Origin of the sequence: Streptomyces specialis, assembly GCF_001493375.1 — a bacterium.
Classification (GTDB): Bacteria; Actinomycetota; Actinomycetes; order Streptomycetales; family Streptomycetaceae; genus Streptomyces; species Streptomyces specialis.
This window is the reverse complement of sequence record NZ_LN929763.1, coordinates 163,207-179,408: the sequence shown is the minus strand read 5'-3', so window position 1 is coordinate 179,408 and position 16,202 is coordinate 163,207. Positions and strand designations below refer to the sequence as shown.

Sequence of the window (16,202 nt, the reverse complement as noted above, 5' to 3'; positions counted from 1 at the left end):
CGAAGCTGGCCTGCTGGGACGCCACCCGCAGGTCCCATGGCCCGCACGGGCACCGGCGTCTCCCGCGCCCGATGTCACGATTCCCTGGCAGCCCACCAGCACCAGCACGGACGGCTCTGCCCACGGTGACCTCACCGTCCCATTGTCGACGCCTCGTTCCTCACCCGGATGCTTCTGGAAGGTCCTGCAGGAATGGGAGGATGGGCAGTAGCCCACGGTCCTGGGCCAAGTTCCCGCTTCGGATGGCCTTGGCCGTCCCTTTCCTGCCGTCAGTCTGCCCGGTTATGGCCTGTTGACGTACAAGGGCGATGATTAGCCTGGTGCTCTTGTCGGTGACCTCCAGGGGGACGCATGTTCCGGCCCAGAGGGAAAAGGCTCGGCAGCGACACAGAAGCCGGCGCCCGGACGATCAATCACCTTTCGGGTAACAGCACCCATGTCGTGCAAGCCGGTTCAATCTCCGGCGATGTCATCTTCCAGCAGTCAGCGGGCACCGCTCCCCCTCCGCGGCAACTCAGGCAGCGCGGCAGCGCGTTCGTAGGACGTACTCAGGAGATTGCGTGCCTGAGCGCTCTGCTGCGGCCGGTCACGGAGCCTGGCCCGAGGACGGTGGTCATCGACGGTTCGCCCGGGGTCGGGAAGACGGAGCTGGCGGTTGAATGGGCCTACCGTCACCGGGACTGGTTCTCCGGCGGAGATCTCTTCGCTGACCTCCACGATTTCGACCACGCGCGGCCGGCCAGTTCCGAAGAGGTCTTCGATAGTTTCTTGCGGGCATTGGGCGTCCCGCCGCAGGACCTGCCCGGGACCTTGGACACCCAGGCCGCGCTCTTCCGCACGCTGGTCGCTGACCGCCGGATCCTCATCGTGCTGGACAACGTCGGGTCGGCCGAGAAGGCCCGGCCTTTCCTCGCAGGATCCCGGTCACTGGTCTTGGTGACCAGCAGGCACCAGCTTGCCGGGCTCGCCGCCCGGGACGGGGCTGACCGGATCACGCTGGCCCCCCTGCCACGGGACGACGCGATCCGCCTGATCGCGATCGTGGTCAACCCCGAGCGCGCGCGGGCCGAGCCGGAAGCGACCGCGGAACTCGCCCGGGACTGCGCTTACCTGCCCCTCGCCCTGCGGATCGCCGCTGAGCAGGTACGCATCCGGCCCTACCTGACCATCGCCGAGCATCTTCAGGATCTGCGGGAGGACGGCCACCTCCAGGCACTGTCCCTGGAGGGCGACCAGCGCGCCGAGATCGAGGCGGTCTTCGCCTGGTCGTACCGGACCCTGCGAGGCCGCCCGGCCGAGGTGTTCCGGTGTCTGGGGCTCCATCCCGGGCGTGACATCCCCCTTCCCGCTGTCGGGGCACTGTGCGGCCTGGATCACCGGGAGACCCGCAGAGCGGTCCGGAAACTGGTCAGCGTGAATCTCCTGTCGGAGACAGGAGCCGACCGCTACGCCTTTCACGACCTGCTGCGTGCCTACGCCCGGAACCTCGCAAGGAGAACCGACACCATGCAGTCCCAGGACAAGGCGACACGCCGGCTCATCGACTGGTACACGGCCAGCGCGGACAACGCCGGCGCCTGCATCACGCCGGCGAGGATCCCGATCGAAGACCCTCAGCCGCTGACCGCAAGCGGCCAAGCCTTCGGGTCCTACGACGACGCCATGCGCTGGCTGGAGGACGAGCGCACCAACCTGATCGATGTCACCAGGCGCGCCAGGGAAATCGGCGAGCACCGCCGGGCAGCGATTCTCCCACGGCTGCTGTGGAACTACTTCAATATCAGCAAGCACTGGTCTGACTGGATCACCTGCAATGAGATCGGGATCGCGTCGGCGCGGGACTGCGGCGACAAGGTGTCCGAGGCGATGCTGCTGACCAGCCAGGGAGTGGCATACCGCAATCTCAGACAGACGGCGCAGTCCCTCGAGTGCCACTCCCGGGCCATCGAACTCTTCGAGGGACTTGGTGATGCCAGCGGCCTGGCCTACGCCAGACAGAACCTGGGCAACGTCCTCAAGGACACCGGCCGCTTCGAGGAAGCCCTGGCGAACTACCACATGTCGCTCGAGATCTTCTCCGCCGCAGAGGATCACCCGCGTGGCCATGGCATGGCGCTGAACAGCATGGCGGACTGCCTGAACCTGATGGGCCGGTTCGAGGAGGCACTGGAAACCGCGCGCGAGGCACTGCGCATCAGGGAAGCGATCGACGACTCCTACGGGATCGCCATCTCTCTGAAGATCATCGGTCATGCCCAGGCGCAGCTCGGGGCATTCGACGAGGCGCTGGACACGATCCGGCGCGCGGTCACTCTGCGCCGCCGCCTCGGCAACCGGTACGGCGTGGCCCGGTTCCTGATGACGCTCGGGCAGGTCCACGCCGATGCGGGCCAGCACGACGAGGCGGTCGGGGCATGGACTGAGGCCCGTGACATCTTCGCCGACCTGGGCGCCCCCGATCAGGCGGACGCTGCAAGGAAACTGCACAGCCGACCATGACTCCACACGGAAGTGAGACGACAGATGGCGCACGTGATCTCCGCTGAGGAGGCGGTCGGCATCGTCGGTCGCCTTACCGGGAACGCCTTACCCCCTGAGCCCGGTGACCGCGCATCCATCAGCGCATGGCGCGCACGGTTCGCACAGACCGCAGGGCCGCACGAACTCCGGGAAGCCGCATGGGACGGTGATTGCGACACCGACAGCCCTCACGGCACGCCGGGGATCTCTCTGTGGCTGGAGCTCGTCGAATCGTGCAATCTCGACTGCGTCTTCTGCTACAACCCCTGGCGCCCGGCGGGTTCGCCCCATCAGGACCGGCTCGTCCTCTCCCCCGAACAGCTCCGGGACACTACTGACCGCATTGCCGCACGCATTCCCATCAGCCACGTCACGCTCTCCGGCGGAGAACCACTGCTGTATCCGCAGATCGTTCCGCTCACCGAACATCTCAGGCAGCACTGCGACAGCATCGGGATGACGACCAACGGCCGCGGCCTCACCCGGAACAGACTGTCCGCCCTGACCACGGCCGGCCTGACCCGCATCAGCGTCCCAGTCCACTCCCACGTGCCGGCCGTGCACGACGAACTGGCCGGGCGCGCATCCTGGCGCTCAGCCGTACGGGCCCTGGCGCTCACGGTGGAAGCCGGGCTATCGGCCTCCATGACCTGCGTGGTGACGCGGAAGAACGTTGACCATGTCGACGTCCTGGCCGACGTGGCCCAGCAGCTGGGCGTCGGCATCATCGTGCTCAACTGCTTCCACCCGACCGGCCAAGGCGCCCGCCGAGAAGACCTCGGCCTCTCCAACCGCGTCTTCGACGAACTCGTTGACTCACTGCGTGCGGCAGCCGGTGACCGGATCGGGATACTGGTCGGCTCCCCTCCCCAGAGTGTCGACGGCGCCCGCCGGGGCCGACACATCAGCAGGCTCTCCGTGTCGCCGTTCGGCGACCTGAAATTGTGCAACCACTCGTCGGCCGGCATCCTCAATGTCCTGCATGACCCCAACACGCTCGACGCCTTCCTGACCGACCTGTCCACGGACACCCACGTCCCCTACGTGTCACGCGTCGACGCCTGCTCCTGCCTCACCCAGCAGGCGAAGGAGTTGACCGGCACCGCCTGACGCCCTCGGCCTGGGACATGAGCTGAGGCCCCTCGGCCCTGGGGGAGAAGGCCGAGCACGGTACCGCCCGTACCCGCAGGTGCGAGCGGATCGGGTCCGCGAAGTAATGGCCGGTTCTGTCTCGGTCAGGGCACTGCGGGGGAATCTCCGCGCTGGATCGCCTGAGATCGGCCAGTGTGAGTTCCTGCCTGCGGGTGCCCGGGCGGCTGGTCCTGCTTGTTCATCGACTGTGCCAGGCAGGCTGGTTCGCGTGCTTCTTGGCCGTCCGGCGGGTCCGCGCGGTGCCACGGCACCCATGTGCGGAATCCTGATGCTCCGCCCGTGGAGACCCGGGCGCGGCCCTGGTGGTCAACAAGGCGTGGTCTCCCGCTCCTACATGAGTTCGGGCAACAGGCCGCGGCGCGAGTCAGAATCAGCGCGATGGAACGGGGCCATGCTGCGGTCCCACTCGTCCGCCGCCCGGCGCAGGCCAGTGACGGTGGTCTTGAACTCGATGGCGTAGTCGTCCGAGCGCCCATCGTTCTCTTCCCACGAGGAGCCGCCTCCACCGAGAGATGGACTCACACGAGGCCAGAGCCGGTGCAGCTGAAGGCACAACGGGCTCCAGGAAGTAGAGATCCGGCTGCGTGTCCGTGTGCGTGGTCCCGCTGAGGGCACGAGTCTGGCCGGTGCGCACCGCCACATCGTCGTGAGCCGACATGTGCGGGGGCTCGATCAGTCAGCACGTAGTAAAGCCCTGGGAGCAGAACCAGTCGTCCTCAGCCAGTGCCCGGTAGGTGACCCCTTCCCAGCCGTTGCGGCGGGTCGCCAGGCGTGTGTCCGCTTCATCGTGCAGGTAGTCGCGCACCAGGGAAGCGCCGCCGCACTCGAACAGCGCTGCAATGCGGCGACGGATATCGTTGATCAGGCTGTTGGCCGGCGGCGCATAGCGCATGGCCAGGCCGAAGAGACGGAAGTGGTGCCGTACCCGCTCGGTGAGCTCCTGGGTCCAGGTCCCAACAGGCTTGACATGGAACTCCAGACGTGGCGGTGTCTCCCGGATCACGCGCGCGCCGAGCCAGGAAACGTTGTCGATCCGGTCGAAGTACGGGTGCAGCAGCGTGGTCTCCGGGCTCGCCGGAGCCTTCTCGCCCTTGATGTGGTTGCAGTCGCCGCATGCCGGGACGAGATTGTCCGGGGTCACGCACAAGGCCGGAAAGGAACTCTTGGGCATGTAGTGGTCCAGGGTCCGTACGATGCCGTGCCCGCACAGCGGGCATCGCTCGTAAGGCGGCGCCGCCATGATCTGCTGGTAGATCTCCCGTCCCCGGCCGGTATTGACCATGCCGTTGCGGTAGGTCCAGGTGACGGCTTCCGTGGCCCGGATGCCGGGTACCTGGTAGTCGTCCGTCACCAGGGAGCAGACCCGGCCGGTCTGGACCGCGTGGCGGAACCGCGTTGCGGCCTGGTCCACGGCGTCGGTTGCGGCAAGGAGGCGGGCCCGACGGGGGCGATCCTGGGTGCTGCTGACACAGGCCAGGTAGCTGTCACGGGCGGCTATGAGAGGGGGATCCAGGGGCCACATCAGGAAAGCGGCCCTCGCCGTGCCGCACGCTGGGCGAGGAGGATGCGTACCAGTCCTTTGGCCTCTCCGCCTAGCTGGCCGCCGAAGTGGTCGAGGACCTCCTGGTAGGTGTCCAGCCTGTCGACGGCCTTCGCCAGCTCGGCCTGGAAGCCGGACTGCCGGGTTTCCAGGCCGAATACCTCGTGGGTGAGCACGCCGACGTTCTCGCCGAAGGTCTCGATCTCCGGGCGTTCGGGCGGGCGGACCCGGCTGAGCTTGTAGACGCAGGAGCGCGGCACTTCCTGCAGGACGACCGGCGAGTGAGTGGCGATGATCCCGACCGCGTTGCGGTCCATCAGCAACTGGGTGAGGGCCCGGATGAAGGCGGCGAGCAGCGGCGGGTGCAGGTGTGTCTCCGGCTCGTCCAGGAGCACGAGGGACTGTTCCGCCACCTTCTCTACGAGTTGAGTGACGGTCAGCAACGTGATCGCGTGTCCGGAGCTCAGGCTGCGGAAGAGTGCAACCGCCTCATAGAAATCGCTGCCGTCGAAGCCACGCATCCCGGGGAACGTGCGGGCGTAGTCGAGTACCGGGGACTGCGCGAAGTTCGGGTCGCTCGCGAGGGGTTCCAGAGTGTCGGCCCAGCGCCGACCCCGATCGGCGATGAAGATTTCTCGCATGCTGCCAGCGAAAGCGCCACCGAAGTCCCCGATCGTTCGTCGTTCGCCTCCCGGAGGGCGTTCCTCGCCATTGGCTTCGTGAGCGAGCCCTATGTACCGGTATCCGATCGCGGTGGAAGTACCGGAGTCAGGCGGCGTGATGTCTGCGAAAGGGTCGAACGCGCTGAAGGTCACGGATACGACGTTCACGAACTGCCCCGTGCTCATGGTTATCGCCCCTGTCGCTTCCTGTGCTTCGCCGGTATCGACGACCGCACGGGCCAGGTTGCGCAGGAAGGTGGTCTTGCCGGAGCCGTTGCGGCCGATCAGCACGTGGACGTTCGTGGGAGGCGCTGACTCCCGCTGTACGGCGAACTCCAGCGGCCCGCCGGGGACAGAGCTCGCCCCAGGTTCAGGGCCTGCTGGCGGATCGTAACGGAAGCTGTAGGAGGTCAGCCTCGCCTTGCCCTGTGCGATGCGCCGGAACTGGTTCGTCACGGTGCCGGTCTCGACACCGCGCAGCAAGGAGCGTTGCGTCACATGATGCTGCACGGCCTCTTCGTAGGCTTCCTCGCTGAAGGCGATGTCGTGCAGACCCCTCAGGATCGTCTCCGCCCGGGTCGCTCCCAGCCCGCGGACGTTGGTGTAGTAGACGTCGTCCAGTCCGAGGGAGAACCATCGCTGATGCTGGCCGAGGTCCGACAAGTCTCGGAACATGCTGGGCGGAATCGGGTGTTCCCACTCCGGTAGTCCGGCGTAGGCGATCCGGACGGCACCTAGTTCGACGGTCTCGTGCCTGTTACGCAGCCACAGGCGATACAGCGTGGTGTACCCGTAGTCGTTCGAATTGGTTTGAAGGAGGACCAGCTCTGCCGGACCCCGGTGAAGCGGACGCGGCTGCCTGCCCTCGACGGTGAACCACATCCGCCCCCTGCTTCCCTGATTGCTGTCCTGCCGCCTTCACGGACCGTGCTGTCCCCGGGGACACTGCGCCGAGCCGCCGATCGTTAGGTGCCAGCCCAGCATGAGGATCATGATGCCAAACTCCCGCCGTGACCCGGTACCCATCTACGGGTGCCGGGCGCCACTCCCCCGGCCCGAACATAGGCAGCCCGTACCTTCGCCCGCACCCCGAGGCCACATAAGGAGGAAGGCATCGACTTCTCACGCTTACCCGGAGGTGGCTGCCCCTCGCCGGGGGGCGCGTTGCCGGCGTATGGTCGCGCCGCATGGCTCCGGCGTTCACGGCCGCCGGGCAGGAACATAGATGCTCGGGTATCCGGCGGCTGACTCACCGCGGTCGCGGCGGGCCGCCTTTGGGTTTGGTGCAGCCTCTCGGTGAGAGTCCCGGGCACGGTGGCCGGGGCCTTATCGCGTCGCTCTCACTGTAGCCATCAGCAGATTGGCTAGTAGTTGTGGATCACATGCACGTAGACGTCCAGCAGCTTTCCGAGGTGGCAGCTGACGTCGATGGCGAGCTCCTGCCGCCAGCGGGCCTCATCGGGCTCGTGCAGCACCCAATAGGGGCCCGGGTTATCTGCGGTGACGAGCAAAATCCACCCATGTGCTGCGGACGACGGTGCCGTCGATGCCGGCTGCGTTCATCGCATCCCTCACCTCCTTGGGAACCTGGTATCGATCGGTGCCACCGCGAACGAACTCGTCCCAGGTCTCCCGCGCGATCTGCGTGAGGCGATCTGGCGCGGGCGGCTCGGCGTCACGACGCGCCTGCTCCCACAGGTCGATCTGATCCACGGGCCTCGTCGATGTCGACGTCTCGTCCCTATCTGATCCGGCTGGCGAGCGCCGACGCCACACGCAGAGCCACATCCTTGGTCGGGGCTGATCACTCGTCATCGCGCGACCCATGGGGCGGCGCCCCCATCAACGCGGGCGATGGACCGTATGGACGCGTAGCGCGCCTGGCTAAGCGGGCGGGACCCCGTTGAAGAAGAGGTTGGCGACTTTGGCGCCGCGTACGCCTGGTTGTTGCGTAGCTCAGACCAGGTGCTCGATCGTGACACTTTCCCAGCGTTGGGCGAGATACTCCGCGACCAACCGGCGATGGCAATGGTGTGGTTTATCCTCGCTGCAAAGCAAGACCGAATTGTCGAGCATTTTTTGCGGGACGATATCCTCAACTCTCCGCTGCCCCATTAGTTCTAGGAACCGATATTCGTATGTCGCCCAGTCGGCGCCACGCTTCTTGTAGTCATCGAGCAGGGGCTGCGTCGGCGCAAGGTCAGGCCGATGCGTGTACGTCATGCCACAGAGCTCATCGAGGAAATACTTCAGATCGTCTCGCTTGGCGAATCCTGCCAGTTGCGAGACGTTATTAAGTCGGACGTCGACCAGAGTCACGGCTCCAGACGTGCGCAACAGGTCGAAGAACTTCTGGGCAGACTTCTTCGTGAATCCGATGGTATGGATCTTCATGTCCCTACTGCCCTATCAGCAGAAAACTCGTCCTTGACATAAGCGATCCGCTGTTCCTGGCGGCTCAGCGCCTCCTCAAGACGCTCAGCTGGCGTGCGGAATAGTTCTTGCTCCGCCAGGCCGAACTTGACCATGAGGCGTTCCATCGCTGAAGTGTGGCTCTCGACCAGCCCATTGCCATGGATATGACCGATCGTAAGGCCGTGATCAGTGAGCACCCGCGCGACCAGCACGGTGCGATGACAGTCCAACGGCTCACCCTCGGTACACATTATGGCAATTCGCTGGCTTTGCGCACCTTTGGCCAAGCGTTCAATGCCATCGATAAAACCGGGTGTCCGCGCGAGACGGCCATACTGTACCCGCCCGTTGACGTAGCAGGTCATGTCATCTGTGCGCGCGCCCAGTTCTTTACCCAGAAAGACATATTCAAGGCCAGCCTTATGTAGACCGTGCTCCACAGAGCGCTGATTGAACTGAGGCGTGAAACGACTGAAAGGAACCGACCGCACATCGGCGACTGCCGTGATCTCGCATCCGCGAAGCAGTCCAACGAAGGTCGCGAAATTGTGACTGGAATGACCGATCGTCAGCAGCTTATTACCTGTCACCCCCCTGTCAACCCCTCCCGATTTGTCCATACTCAATGACAGCCGCCACTAACTTGAAGATACGGCCCATGAATTCCTCACTGAGGCTTATCGTCAGAAATGAATCACCCAATCGATGGCGCCCTACACCCTGCTTCCGGAATTTCTCTTCGCATACCGGATCAGTAACTCTCAGCACATAGCCTGAACCAGCATACTTGAATTCAGCTCGCACAACGAGCCTCGCATCCTCGGAGCGAGGGGAAGGAGTATCCACCCGTATTGTAGCGCCGTTGACCCGGATGAGCTTGAGGGAGTCGTTCACGGTACTCTGTCGGTCGGCTGGCAGGAAGTCATTACACCCAGCGTTCGTGCTGTAGCCATTCAACCATAAGCGTACAGGGCGCTGTTCCAGGCGGGAGAGCCCGCCCCATCCGATCTGCCCCGTCTTCTCCCAGCGGACGCTGGAGTCAAGAAGCCAATTTTCCCGTTGAAAGCCGACGGGCTGGTAATCGATGAGCCGCATGGAAATGACGTCGAGCACCTGCGGTTCCTCGCCACTCAGATACCGCCGCTCACTCGCGGAAATCGCGTGACCCGCATGAATGGTGACAGGACGAATCCAATCCCGCGAACCGACTTCGATTCCCGCGATGCACCGCTCACCGTGCTTACGAGAATTGGCAAGACACACGAGCTCTTTGATCGCTGTCACGTTCCTCCCTCCGCAATCAATACATCAGGCTGACCAGGCTAGCCCAAGGTTCGACCTTCACATATTATGCAATGCTCAGCCGTTCGTTTCCCACGCTGCCCACTGCGCGGCCCGTCGCCCCCATCGCAATGCCGCGATCGCACCAAGTTGAGAAGGGCGGCTGGATTTGCTCACTTCTCGGGCCCTGCCAGCACGAAGTCGTCCCGCGTCAGCTCCGCGCGGAGCCTGTCTTCGGCGATGTCGGCGTAGTGCGGTGACAGCTCGACGCCGATGAAGCGCCGGCCCTCGCGCAGGGCGGCGACTCCGGTGGTGCCGCTGCCGGTGAACGGGTCGAGCACGGCTTCTCCCTCGGGGCAAATCCGGACGAGCTGGCGCATGACCTCGATGGGCTTCTGCGTGATGTGGACGCGGTCCTTCCGCGGCTGCGAGGCGATGAAGTGCCCGGGCAGGTACAGGTCGCGGTCCTTGTCGAGGCTGCCTTTCACGCCCCAGGTGATGAACTCCGCGCTCTGCTTGAACCCTCCCTTTCGCGGGCGGCTGGCAGGCTTGATCCACGGAAGCGTGCCGCTCCAGGTCCATCCCGCCATCTGGAGAGCGTCGCTGATGGTCGGTGCCTGCCGCCAGTCGGAGAAGACCATGGCGACCGAGTGCTCGGTCGCCACCCGGTATGCCTCCGTGAGCAGGGCGGTGAGCCAGCTCCGGTAGGAGCGCTGGTCGCGGTTCTCTCCCGGGAAGTTCTGCAGGTCGTGCCCGGAGCCGGTCGTGACGTACTTGGCACGCGCGGTGCGGCTGGTGCGGTCCGAGCTGGTGCGTCCGCCCGAGTTGTACGGCGGGTCGGTGATGACCGCGTGGACCGACTCGTCGGGCAGGGAGTTCAGCACGGTGAGGGCGTCGCCTCGATGCAGGGTGTAGCTCATGCGCGGTGCTTCCTTCGCAGGCGCCAGAGGTTGAGCCCGTTCCGGGCAGTGTTGAGCAAACGCCGCCCGCAAGGGGAATGAACCGGACCATAACGATCTTTTCCGGCCGCACCCAGTGCGTTGCCACCTCGTCCGCCGCCTCGGCTCGTTGGTCGTTTGGTGCGGCCGGAATCCACCTCTACCGTCTCGCCGTGTCATCGAGGCAGGGCCTTGGCTCGCTTCGCTGACCTGCACCGAAACGGATGCTGCCGCGCTCCGGCCTCAGCGATGGCGCGCGACACGTCGGTTCCGGATCGTTCCGGCGAGGAGGCCCATGGAGCTTCTGAGATTACGAGCGCGGCTGGCTGCCGCACCCGCTCCGGGAACGGCGTCGGCCGACCGTGCCTGAGACGCCAGGTTCCCGCCGATGCGGTGCCGACGGCTCCGTAAGCCGTCGGCACCGCGCCCTCCCACACACGACGAGGAGTCACTGTCATGCGGCTTGTCCCGACACGGCACTGGGCTGCCCCGGCGTCCGCCCGGCCGACAACGCGGCACGGCGAACGGGCACTCCCGTGAGGAAGACCGTCGGCCTCATCGCCGGCCTGATCAGCGCTGCGCTGCTGCTGGCGTTGCTGCTCCTGATCGCGGTGACCGGGCGGGCGTCAGCCGCCTGCGCCGGCGGGATCGCCGGAGCAGTGGACGCCGAGGCGGTAGCCGCGCAGGTGGCGGCGGTCCTGGAGGGCGCGGACGCGACTTCGGTCGCCGTGCCGGGGCTCGACGACCCGGCCGAGCAGGTGCCTCACGCGCTGACGATCCAGGCCACGGGTGTCGCGATGCGCGTCCCCGCCCGCGGTCAGGTCGTGGCGTTGGCGACCGCTCTCCAGGAGAGCGATCTGCGCAACCTCGATCATGGCGACCGGGATTCCCTGGGCCTGTTCCAGCAACGGCCCTCTCAAGGCTGGGGCACCGCCGACCAGATCATGCGGCCGGAGTACGCCTCGGCGAAGTTCTACGAAGCCCTTCGACAGGTCCCGGGGTGGGAGTCGATGACCGTCGCCCAGGCGGCCCAGGCCGTGCAACGGTCCGGTGTCCCCGATGCCTACGCGCGGTGGGAGCCGCTGGCCAAGGCTCTACAGGCAGCGATCGAGCCCCGGCTGACGGAAACCGAGGGAAGCGAGGACCCTTTCCTCGGCGGGGTGGGCGGCTGTGCGGCGGGGGCGCTCGACGCCGGCTTCGGAACCATTCCGGCCGGGTCACTGCCCGCCGACTACAGCATCCCGGCGGACGCGTCGCCGCAGGCGCGAACCGCGATCCGGTGGGCGCTCGGGCAGCTCGGCACGCCCTACCAGTGGGGCGGGAGCTGCACCGACCCCCGGGGCCCGGACCCGATGGGCCGGTGCGACTGCTCCTCGTTGATACAGCAGGCGTACAAGGCGGCCGGAGTCACCCTTTCACGGACGACGTACACCCAGGTGAAGGAAGGCAAACCGGTATCGGCCACGGCACTCCGGCCCGGCGACCTGCTGTTCACCCGCGGCACCGCCGAAGCACCCGAACACGTGGGGATGTTCATCGGCCAGGACCTCGTCGTCCACGCGCCGGAGACCGGCGACGTCGTCCGCGTGGCCCCTCTCGCCTCCTGGCAACGGCAGATCGTCGCGGCCCGCCGCGTCGCCTGATCAGACGTTCTTCATCCTCCCTTCCCGCATCCGGTGCGCTCGCGCACCCCTCGATCGAACGGAACTCGCCATGCGGCTCATCGACAAAGCGACTCGTCTCGCCTACGACCCCGGCATCTCCCCCAACGAGGGCGGGCTTCCCGGACTCGGGGTGCTCAAGCAGGTGATGGGGTCGGTGAATCTCTTCAGCATCATCGCCGTCGTCGGGGCACTGGCGGTCAGCGCCGGCGTGTGGGCGTGGGGCCACCACAGCGGAGGCCACCATGCCGAGGCCAACGGCAAGAAAGGCGTGCTGATCTGCTCCGGGGCGGCCCTGCTGCTGGGTGCCGCGAACGGCATCGTCGCCTTCTTCTCGGCGCTCGGGGAGCAGGTCCACTGATGTCCTACCGTTCGCCCAGGAGCGGCAGCGCCGCCCGTGTGGGGCGCCGGACGCTGATCGGTGCCGCCGCCCTGACCGTGCTCCTTGTCGTCGCCGGTCTGATCGCCCATCTCACACGAGACAGCAGGACGTCCCGCGACGGAGCCGATCCGCAGGTCCGTCCGGCCTCGTCCTCCTCCCCCGCCGAGTCCGCGCCGTCACCGACGTCCGACAGCGACAACGCCCTGCCGGCGCCGCCCTCCACCCGCGACCCGCTGGTCTTCGGCAAGGCGGCGGCCGTGGCCCTGTGGTCGTACGACACCCGGGCCCACTCACGCTCGGAGCTGGTGACCGCCCTCCACGCGTGGATGACAACCGAGAACGAATACGCCGACGCCGCCTCGGTCGACGCGCTCGTCCCCTCCCCCGTTCTGTGGAGCCGGATGGCGGACAACGGCCAGTTCGCCACCGCGACGGCGGACGAGGCGCACTTCCCCGCCTCGTTCACGCAGGCCCTGCAAGCGGACCCCGAAGCGATCACCGAGGCGTACGTCTACGCCGTCACCGTCTCCGGCAAGCAGTCGATCGGCTGGAACGGCTCGCCCCAGGGCGGCGCCGAGGACCGCTCCGTGACGCTGGCCGTCCAATGCCGGCCGGACAAGTCCTGCGCGCTCAGCGGCGCTCTGCCCAACGTCGCGCCCTGACCACCACGCCACCCGTCCGAAGGAGGTACCGCCGTGGGAGCCTGCGACCTGCCCCTGATGTCCAGCGTGTGCGACGCGGTTGGAGGCGTCGTGGCCGGCACCGGCCAGGCCGTCACCGACGGGATCGGCGCCTGGATCGCCAAGTCCATGGGCGAACTGGCAGCCGGCGCAGCCGACCTGGCCGCCCGCGCGGTCGACGAGACGACCGCCGTCGACCTGAACGCGGGCTGGTTCCGGGACAACTACGAGCTTCTGCTGCCCATCGGCCTCGCCCTGACCGTAGGCACCTTCTGCCTGCAACTGGTCCTCGCCGCCTGGCGCAGGGATGAACGCGCACTGGCCCGGGCGGCGTTCGGCACGATGACGGGCGTCTTGTTCAGCTTCTGCGCCGTCTCCTTCACCACCGTGGCGCTGACCATGGTCGATGCCCTGTCCAACGGCCTGTTCGAGGCCGCCGACACCAGCGTGGCCAGCGCCATCGAGCGTCTCATCCTGGTGTCGCGACTGGGCGCCATGTTCCCTCTCGGCTGGGCCGTGCCCACCGTCGTCGCGATCGGGTGTGCCATCGGCGCCCTGATGTACTGGGGCGTCATGGTGGCCCGCAAGGTCGGCATCCTCATCATGGTCGCCCTGGCCGTCTTCGCCGGCGCCGGTGGCGGCTGGGAAGCGGCGAAACGGTGGCGCCGAGGCTGGATCGAAGTCACCGCCACCCTGGTGTTCTCCAAGCTCCTGATGACCGTGGTGTTCCTCATCGGTGTCAGCGCCATCGGCGAGTCCGACTCGTCCGACGCGCTCAGCGCGCTCTCGGATGCCATGGCCGGCATCGTGATCATGATTCTGGTTCTGCTCTGCCCCTACGCCACGTACACGTTCGTCCGCTGGGCGTCGGACGGCGGAGGCCACGACGAGATGCACCGCAGCGGTACGGCCGGGATCGCCGCCGTCACCGGAGCCGCGAAGACCGCCGGCACTCTGGCCGTGCAGGCGCACGTGGGTACCCCTGCCCCGCAAGGCCCCGGTCAGCTCCCCGGCATGGGCACGGACGGCGTCGCCACCGGCATCGACCCCACCGGCCGCGTCAGCGAGGAAGGGATTGACGCCGGTCCGTCGCGGCCACAGACGACCTTCCGCTTCGGCGAAGACCCCGACGCCCCGGGCGACAAGGGCAACCCTCTTGTCCAGCGCCCCGGTATCCCACCCCTGATCACCCGCCCGGCCGAAGAGAAGCCGGGCAGCCCGGAACCGGGCGCTCCCGGCACGCGCAGCCCCAGCGTCGCCGAGCCTCCGGACGGCGCCATCGCCAGCGCCGGCACGGCCGCGCCCTTCGACTCCTCGTCGGCCGCGCCGCCCGCGCCCGATTCCGGGCCGTCGATGACGGACCCGGCGTCCACGACCGACTGAGCAACTCCCGACGGCCGCCAGGTGGCGACCGCCGTCCCCGATGCGGCCAGCCACTTCTCGGGGAGCGCACCGCGCTCTCAACTCCCCTCCGCCCGCACCCACGCCCCCGGATGCCACGATGTCCAACATTCCCCCGGCCGAGACCACGGCCACCGTGAAGTTCCCGCACCGCTCGCGGCGGGGCGTCCTGCTCGGGCTGACCGCCGCGCAGTTGACGGTCGCCGCTCTCACCGGCCTGTCGCTGCTCACCGCGATCATGACGCGCGGTGTGCTCGGCGCCTTCGAGCTCCTGCCGTTGTGGGCCGCCCTCGCGCTCGCCGTCTTCGTCCGGCGGCAGGGGCGTTCCCTGGCCGACTGGGCTCCCGTCGCCGGCCGGTACGCGCTGCGCCGTCTGCGCGGTCAGCTCCTCTGGCTCGCGTGCCCGTCGTGGCGGCCGGTCCGCGAGGGCCTGCTGCACCTGCCCGGCACGGCGGCGAGCCTGCGCGCGGTGACCGCTCCGGACGGCAGGTACGGTGCCGTCCACGACCCGCACGCCGGCACACTCACCGCGGTGGTCAGGGTGAGCAGCCGCGCCTACGCCCTGCTCGACCCGGACACTCAGGCCGCCCACGTCTCCGGCTGGGGACGCACCCTCGCGGCCCTGGCCCGTACCGGACAGGTCGCCCGCGTCCAGGTCATCGAGCGCACGGTCCCGGACTCCGGCGACGCGCTCCGCCGGTACTGGGAGGAGCACGGGGCACCGGAGGCGCCACTGGCGGGCCGGATCTACAAGGAACTGATCCGGAGCGCGGGCCCCGCTGCCGCTCCGCACGAGGCGTACGTCGCCATCTCGCTGGATCTCAGGGCCGTCAGGCGACTGACCAACCAGGCCGGCGGCGGCCTGACCGGGGCGTTCAGTGTCCTCGGCCAGGTGTCCGCCTCCTTCGAACAGACCGCCCGCGCCTCCGGACTCAACCTGAGCGGCTGGCTGTCGGCGACCGAGATCGCCGCCGTCGTACGGACCGCGTACGACCCGGCGGCCTCCACGGCGCTCGCGCTGTGGTCGTCCTCGGGCCGCCCCGAAGCCGATCCCACAGCCGCCGGTCCCGTCGTGGTGATCGAGAAGCCCGACCACCTCGCGACCGACTCCGCCGTCCACGCGACGTACTGGGTCGAGAACTGGCCCAGGACCGACACCAATCCGGGGTTCCTGCACCGGATCCTCTTCACCTCCGGGGTACGCCGCACGCTTTCGCTGTCCTACGAGCCGAAGAACCTGGAGGCGGCGATGCGGGACATCCAGCGCAGGAAGGCTTCGGTGGTCGCCGACGCCAGCGAACGTGGCCGCCGGGGCCAGGTCGACAGCGAGGCCGACTCGATCGAGTACCAGGACATCAGGCGCCGCGAGCGCCAGTTGATCGCGGGGCACGCCGACGTCGCCCTGACCGGCCTGCTGACCGTGAGCGCCGATTCCGAGGAGGAACTGCGCTCCGCATGCGCGACGGTCGAAGCCGCGGCCGTCGCCGCCCAGCTCGACCTCCGGCTGCTCACCTGGCAGCAGGCCGAGGCGTTCACCGCCGCCGCCCTGCCCCTCGCCCGTCCGGCCTGA

The 16,202-nt window shown here is 67.5% G+C and carries 14 protein-coding genes; 7 read left to right on the top strand and 7 right to left on the bottom strand.

Annotated features, from left to right (window positions below):
• Positions 1–351: 351 nt before the first annotated feature.
• The gene (locus tag BN2279_RS04500) at positions 352–2,499 is read left to right on the top strand and encodes an ATP-binding protein (protein WP_079031831.1); all 2,148 of its coding nucleotides are present in this window, start codon (positions 352–354) and stop codon (positions 2,497–2,499) included.
• A gap of 24 nt (positions 2,500–2,523) precedes the next feature.
• Positions 2,524–3,630 carry a radical SAM protein gene (locus BN2279_RS04495; protein ID WP_059006641.1) on the top strand — a complete coding sequence of 369 codons (1,107 nt, stop codon included), beginning with the start codon at positions 2,524–2,526 and terminating at the stop codon, positions 3,628–3,630.
• 718 nt (positions 3,631–4,348) lie between these two features.
• On the opposite strand, the gene BN2279_RS04485 is transcribed toward BN2279_RS04495, so the two are convergent.
• The 7 genes from BN2279_RS04485 to BN2279_RS04460 form a co-directional block, all read right to left on the bottom strand.
• Positions 4,349–5,083, bottom strand: coding sequence for a hypothetical protein (locus BN2279_RS04485; RefSeq protein ID WP_159037051.1), 735 nt, complete (start codon positions 5,081–5,083; stop codon positions 4,349–4,351).
• A 110-nt stretch (positions 5,084–5,193) separates the two neighbouring features.
• Positions 5,194–6,756, bottom strand: a complete 1,563-nt coding sequence (locus BN2279_RS04480; RefSeq protein ID WP_059006634.1) for an AAA family ATPase — start codon at positions 6,754–6,756, stop codon at positions 5,194–5,196.
• Positions 6,757–7,365: 609 nt separating this feature from the next.
• Positions 7,366–7,587 (bottom strand): hypothetical protein, encoded by a 222-nt coding sequence (locus BN2279_RS04475; RefSeq protein ID WP_059006632.1) that lies wholly within the window; start codon positions 7,585–7,587, stop codon positions 7,366–7,368.
• Between the two features lie 243 nt (positions 7,588–7,830).
• Positions 7,831–8,268 (bottom strand): DUF488 domain-containing protein, encoded by a 438-nt coding sequence (locus tag BN2279_RS04470; protein ID WP_059006630.1) that lies wholly within the window; start codon positions 8,266–8,268, stop codon positions 7,831–7,833.
• Positions 8,265–8,879: a DUF488 domain-containing protein gene (locus BN2279_RS27125; protein ID WP_199827629.1), complete on the bottom strand. Its 615-nt coding sequence runs from the start codon at positions 8,877–8,879 to the stop codon at positions 8,265–8,267. The genes BN2279_RS04470 and BN2279_RS27125 overlap by 4 nt, the downstream gene beginning before the upstream one ends.
• 7 nt (positions 8,880–8,886) lie before the next feature.
• Positions 8,887–9,573, bottom strand: coding sequence for a dual OB domain-containing protein (locus tag BN2279_RS27120; RefSeq protein WP_079031829.1), 687 nt, complete (start codon positions 9,571–9,573; stop codon positions 8,887–8,889).
• 170 nt (positions 9,574–9,743) lie between these two features.
• Complete coding sequence (locus BN2279_RS04460; protein WP_059006626.1) at positions 9,744–10,490, bottom strand: DNA-methyltransferase; 747 nt, start codon at positions 10,488–10,490, stop codon at positions 9,744–9,746.
• A 554-nt stretch (positions 10,491–11,044) separates the two neighbouring features.
• On the opposite strand from BN2279_RS04460, the gene BN2279_RS04455 reads away from it, so the two are divergent.
• From BN2279_RS04455 to BN2279_RS04435, 5 genes are all read left to right on the top strand, one after another.
• Positions 11,045–12,151 (top strand): C40 family peptidase, encoded by a 1,107-nt coding sequence (locus BN2279_RS04455; protein WP_059006624.1) that lies wholly within the window; start codon positions 11,045–11,047, stop codon positions 12,149–12,151.
• 70 nt (positions 12,152–12,221) lie between these two features.
• Positions 12,222–12,530 (top strand): DUF6112 family protein, encoded by a 309-nt coding sequence (locus BN2279_RS04450; RefSeq protein ID WP_059006622.1) that lies wholly within the window; start codon positions 12,222–12,224, stop codon positions 12,528–12,530.
• Complete coding sequence (locus BN2279_RS04445) at positions 12,530–13,213, top strand: hypothetical protein (RefSeq protein WP_059006621.1); 684 nt, start codon at positions 12,530–12,532, stop codon at positions 13,211–13,213. The genes BN2279_RS04450 and BN2279_RS04445 overlap by 1 nt, the downstream gene beginning before the upstream one ends.
• Before the next feature lie 33 nt (positions 13,214–13,246).
• Positions 13,247–14,614: an SCO6881 family protein gene (locus tag BN2279_RS04440; protein WP_059006618.1), complete on the top strand. Its 1,368-nt coding sequence runs from the start codon at positions 13,247–13,249 to the stop codon at positions 14,612–14,614.
• 118 nt (positions 14,615–14,732) lie between these two features.
• The gene (locus BN2279_RS04435) at positions 14,733–16,202 is read left to right on the top strand and encodes an SCO6880 family protein (protein ID WP_059006617.1); all 1,470 of its coding nucleotides are present in this window, start codon (positions 14,733–14,735) and stop codon (positions 16,200–16,202) included.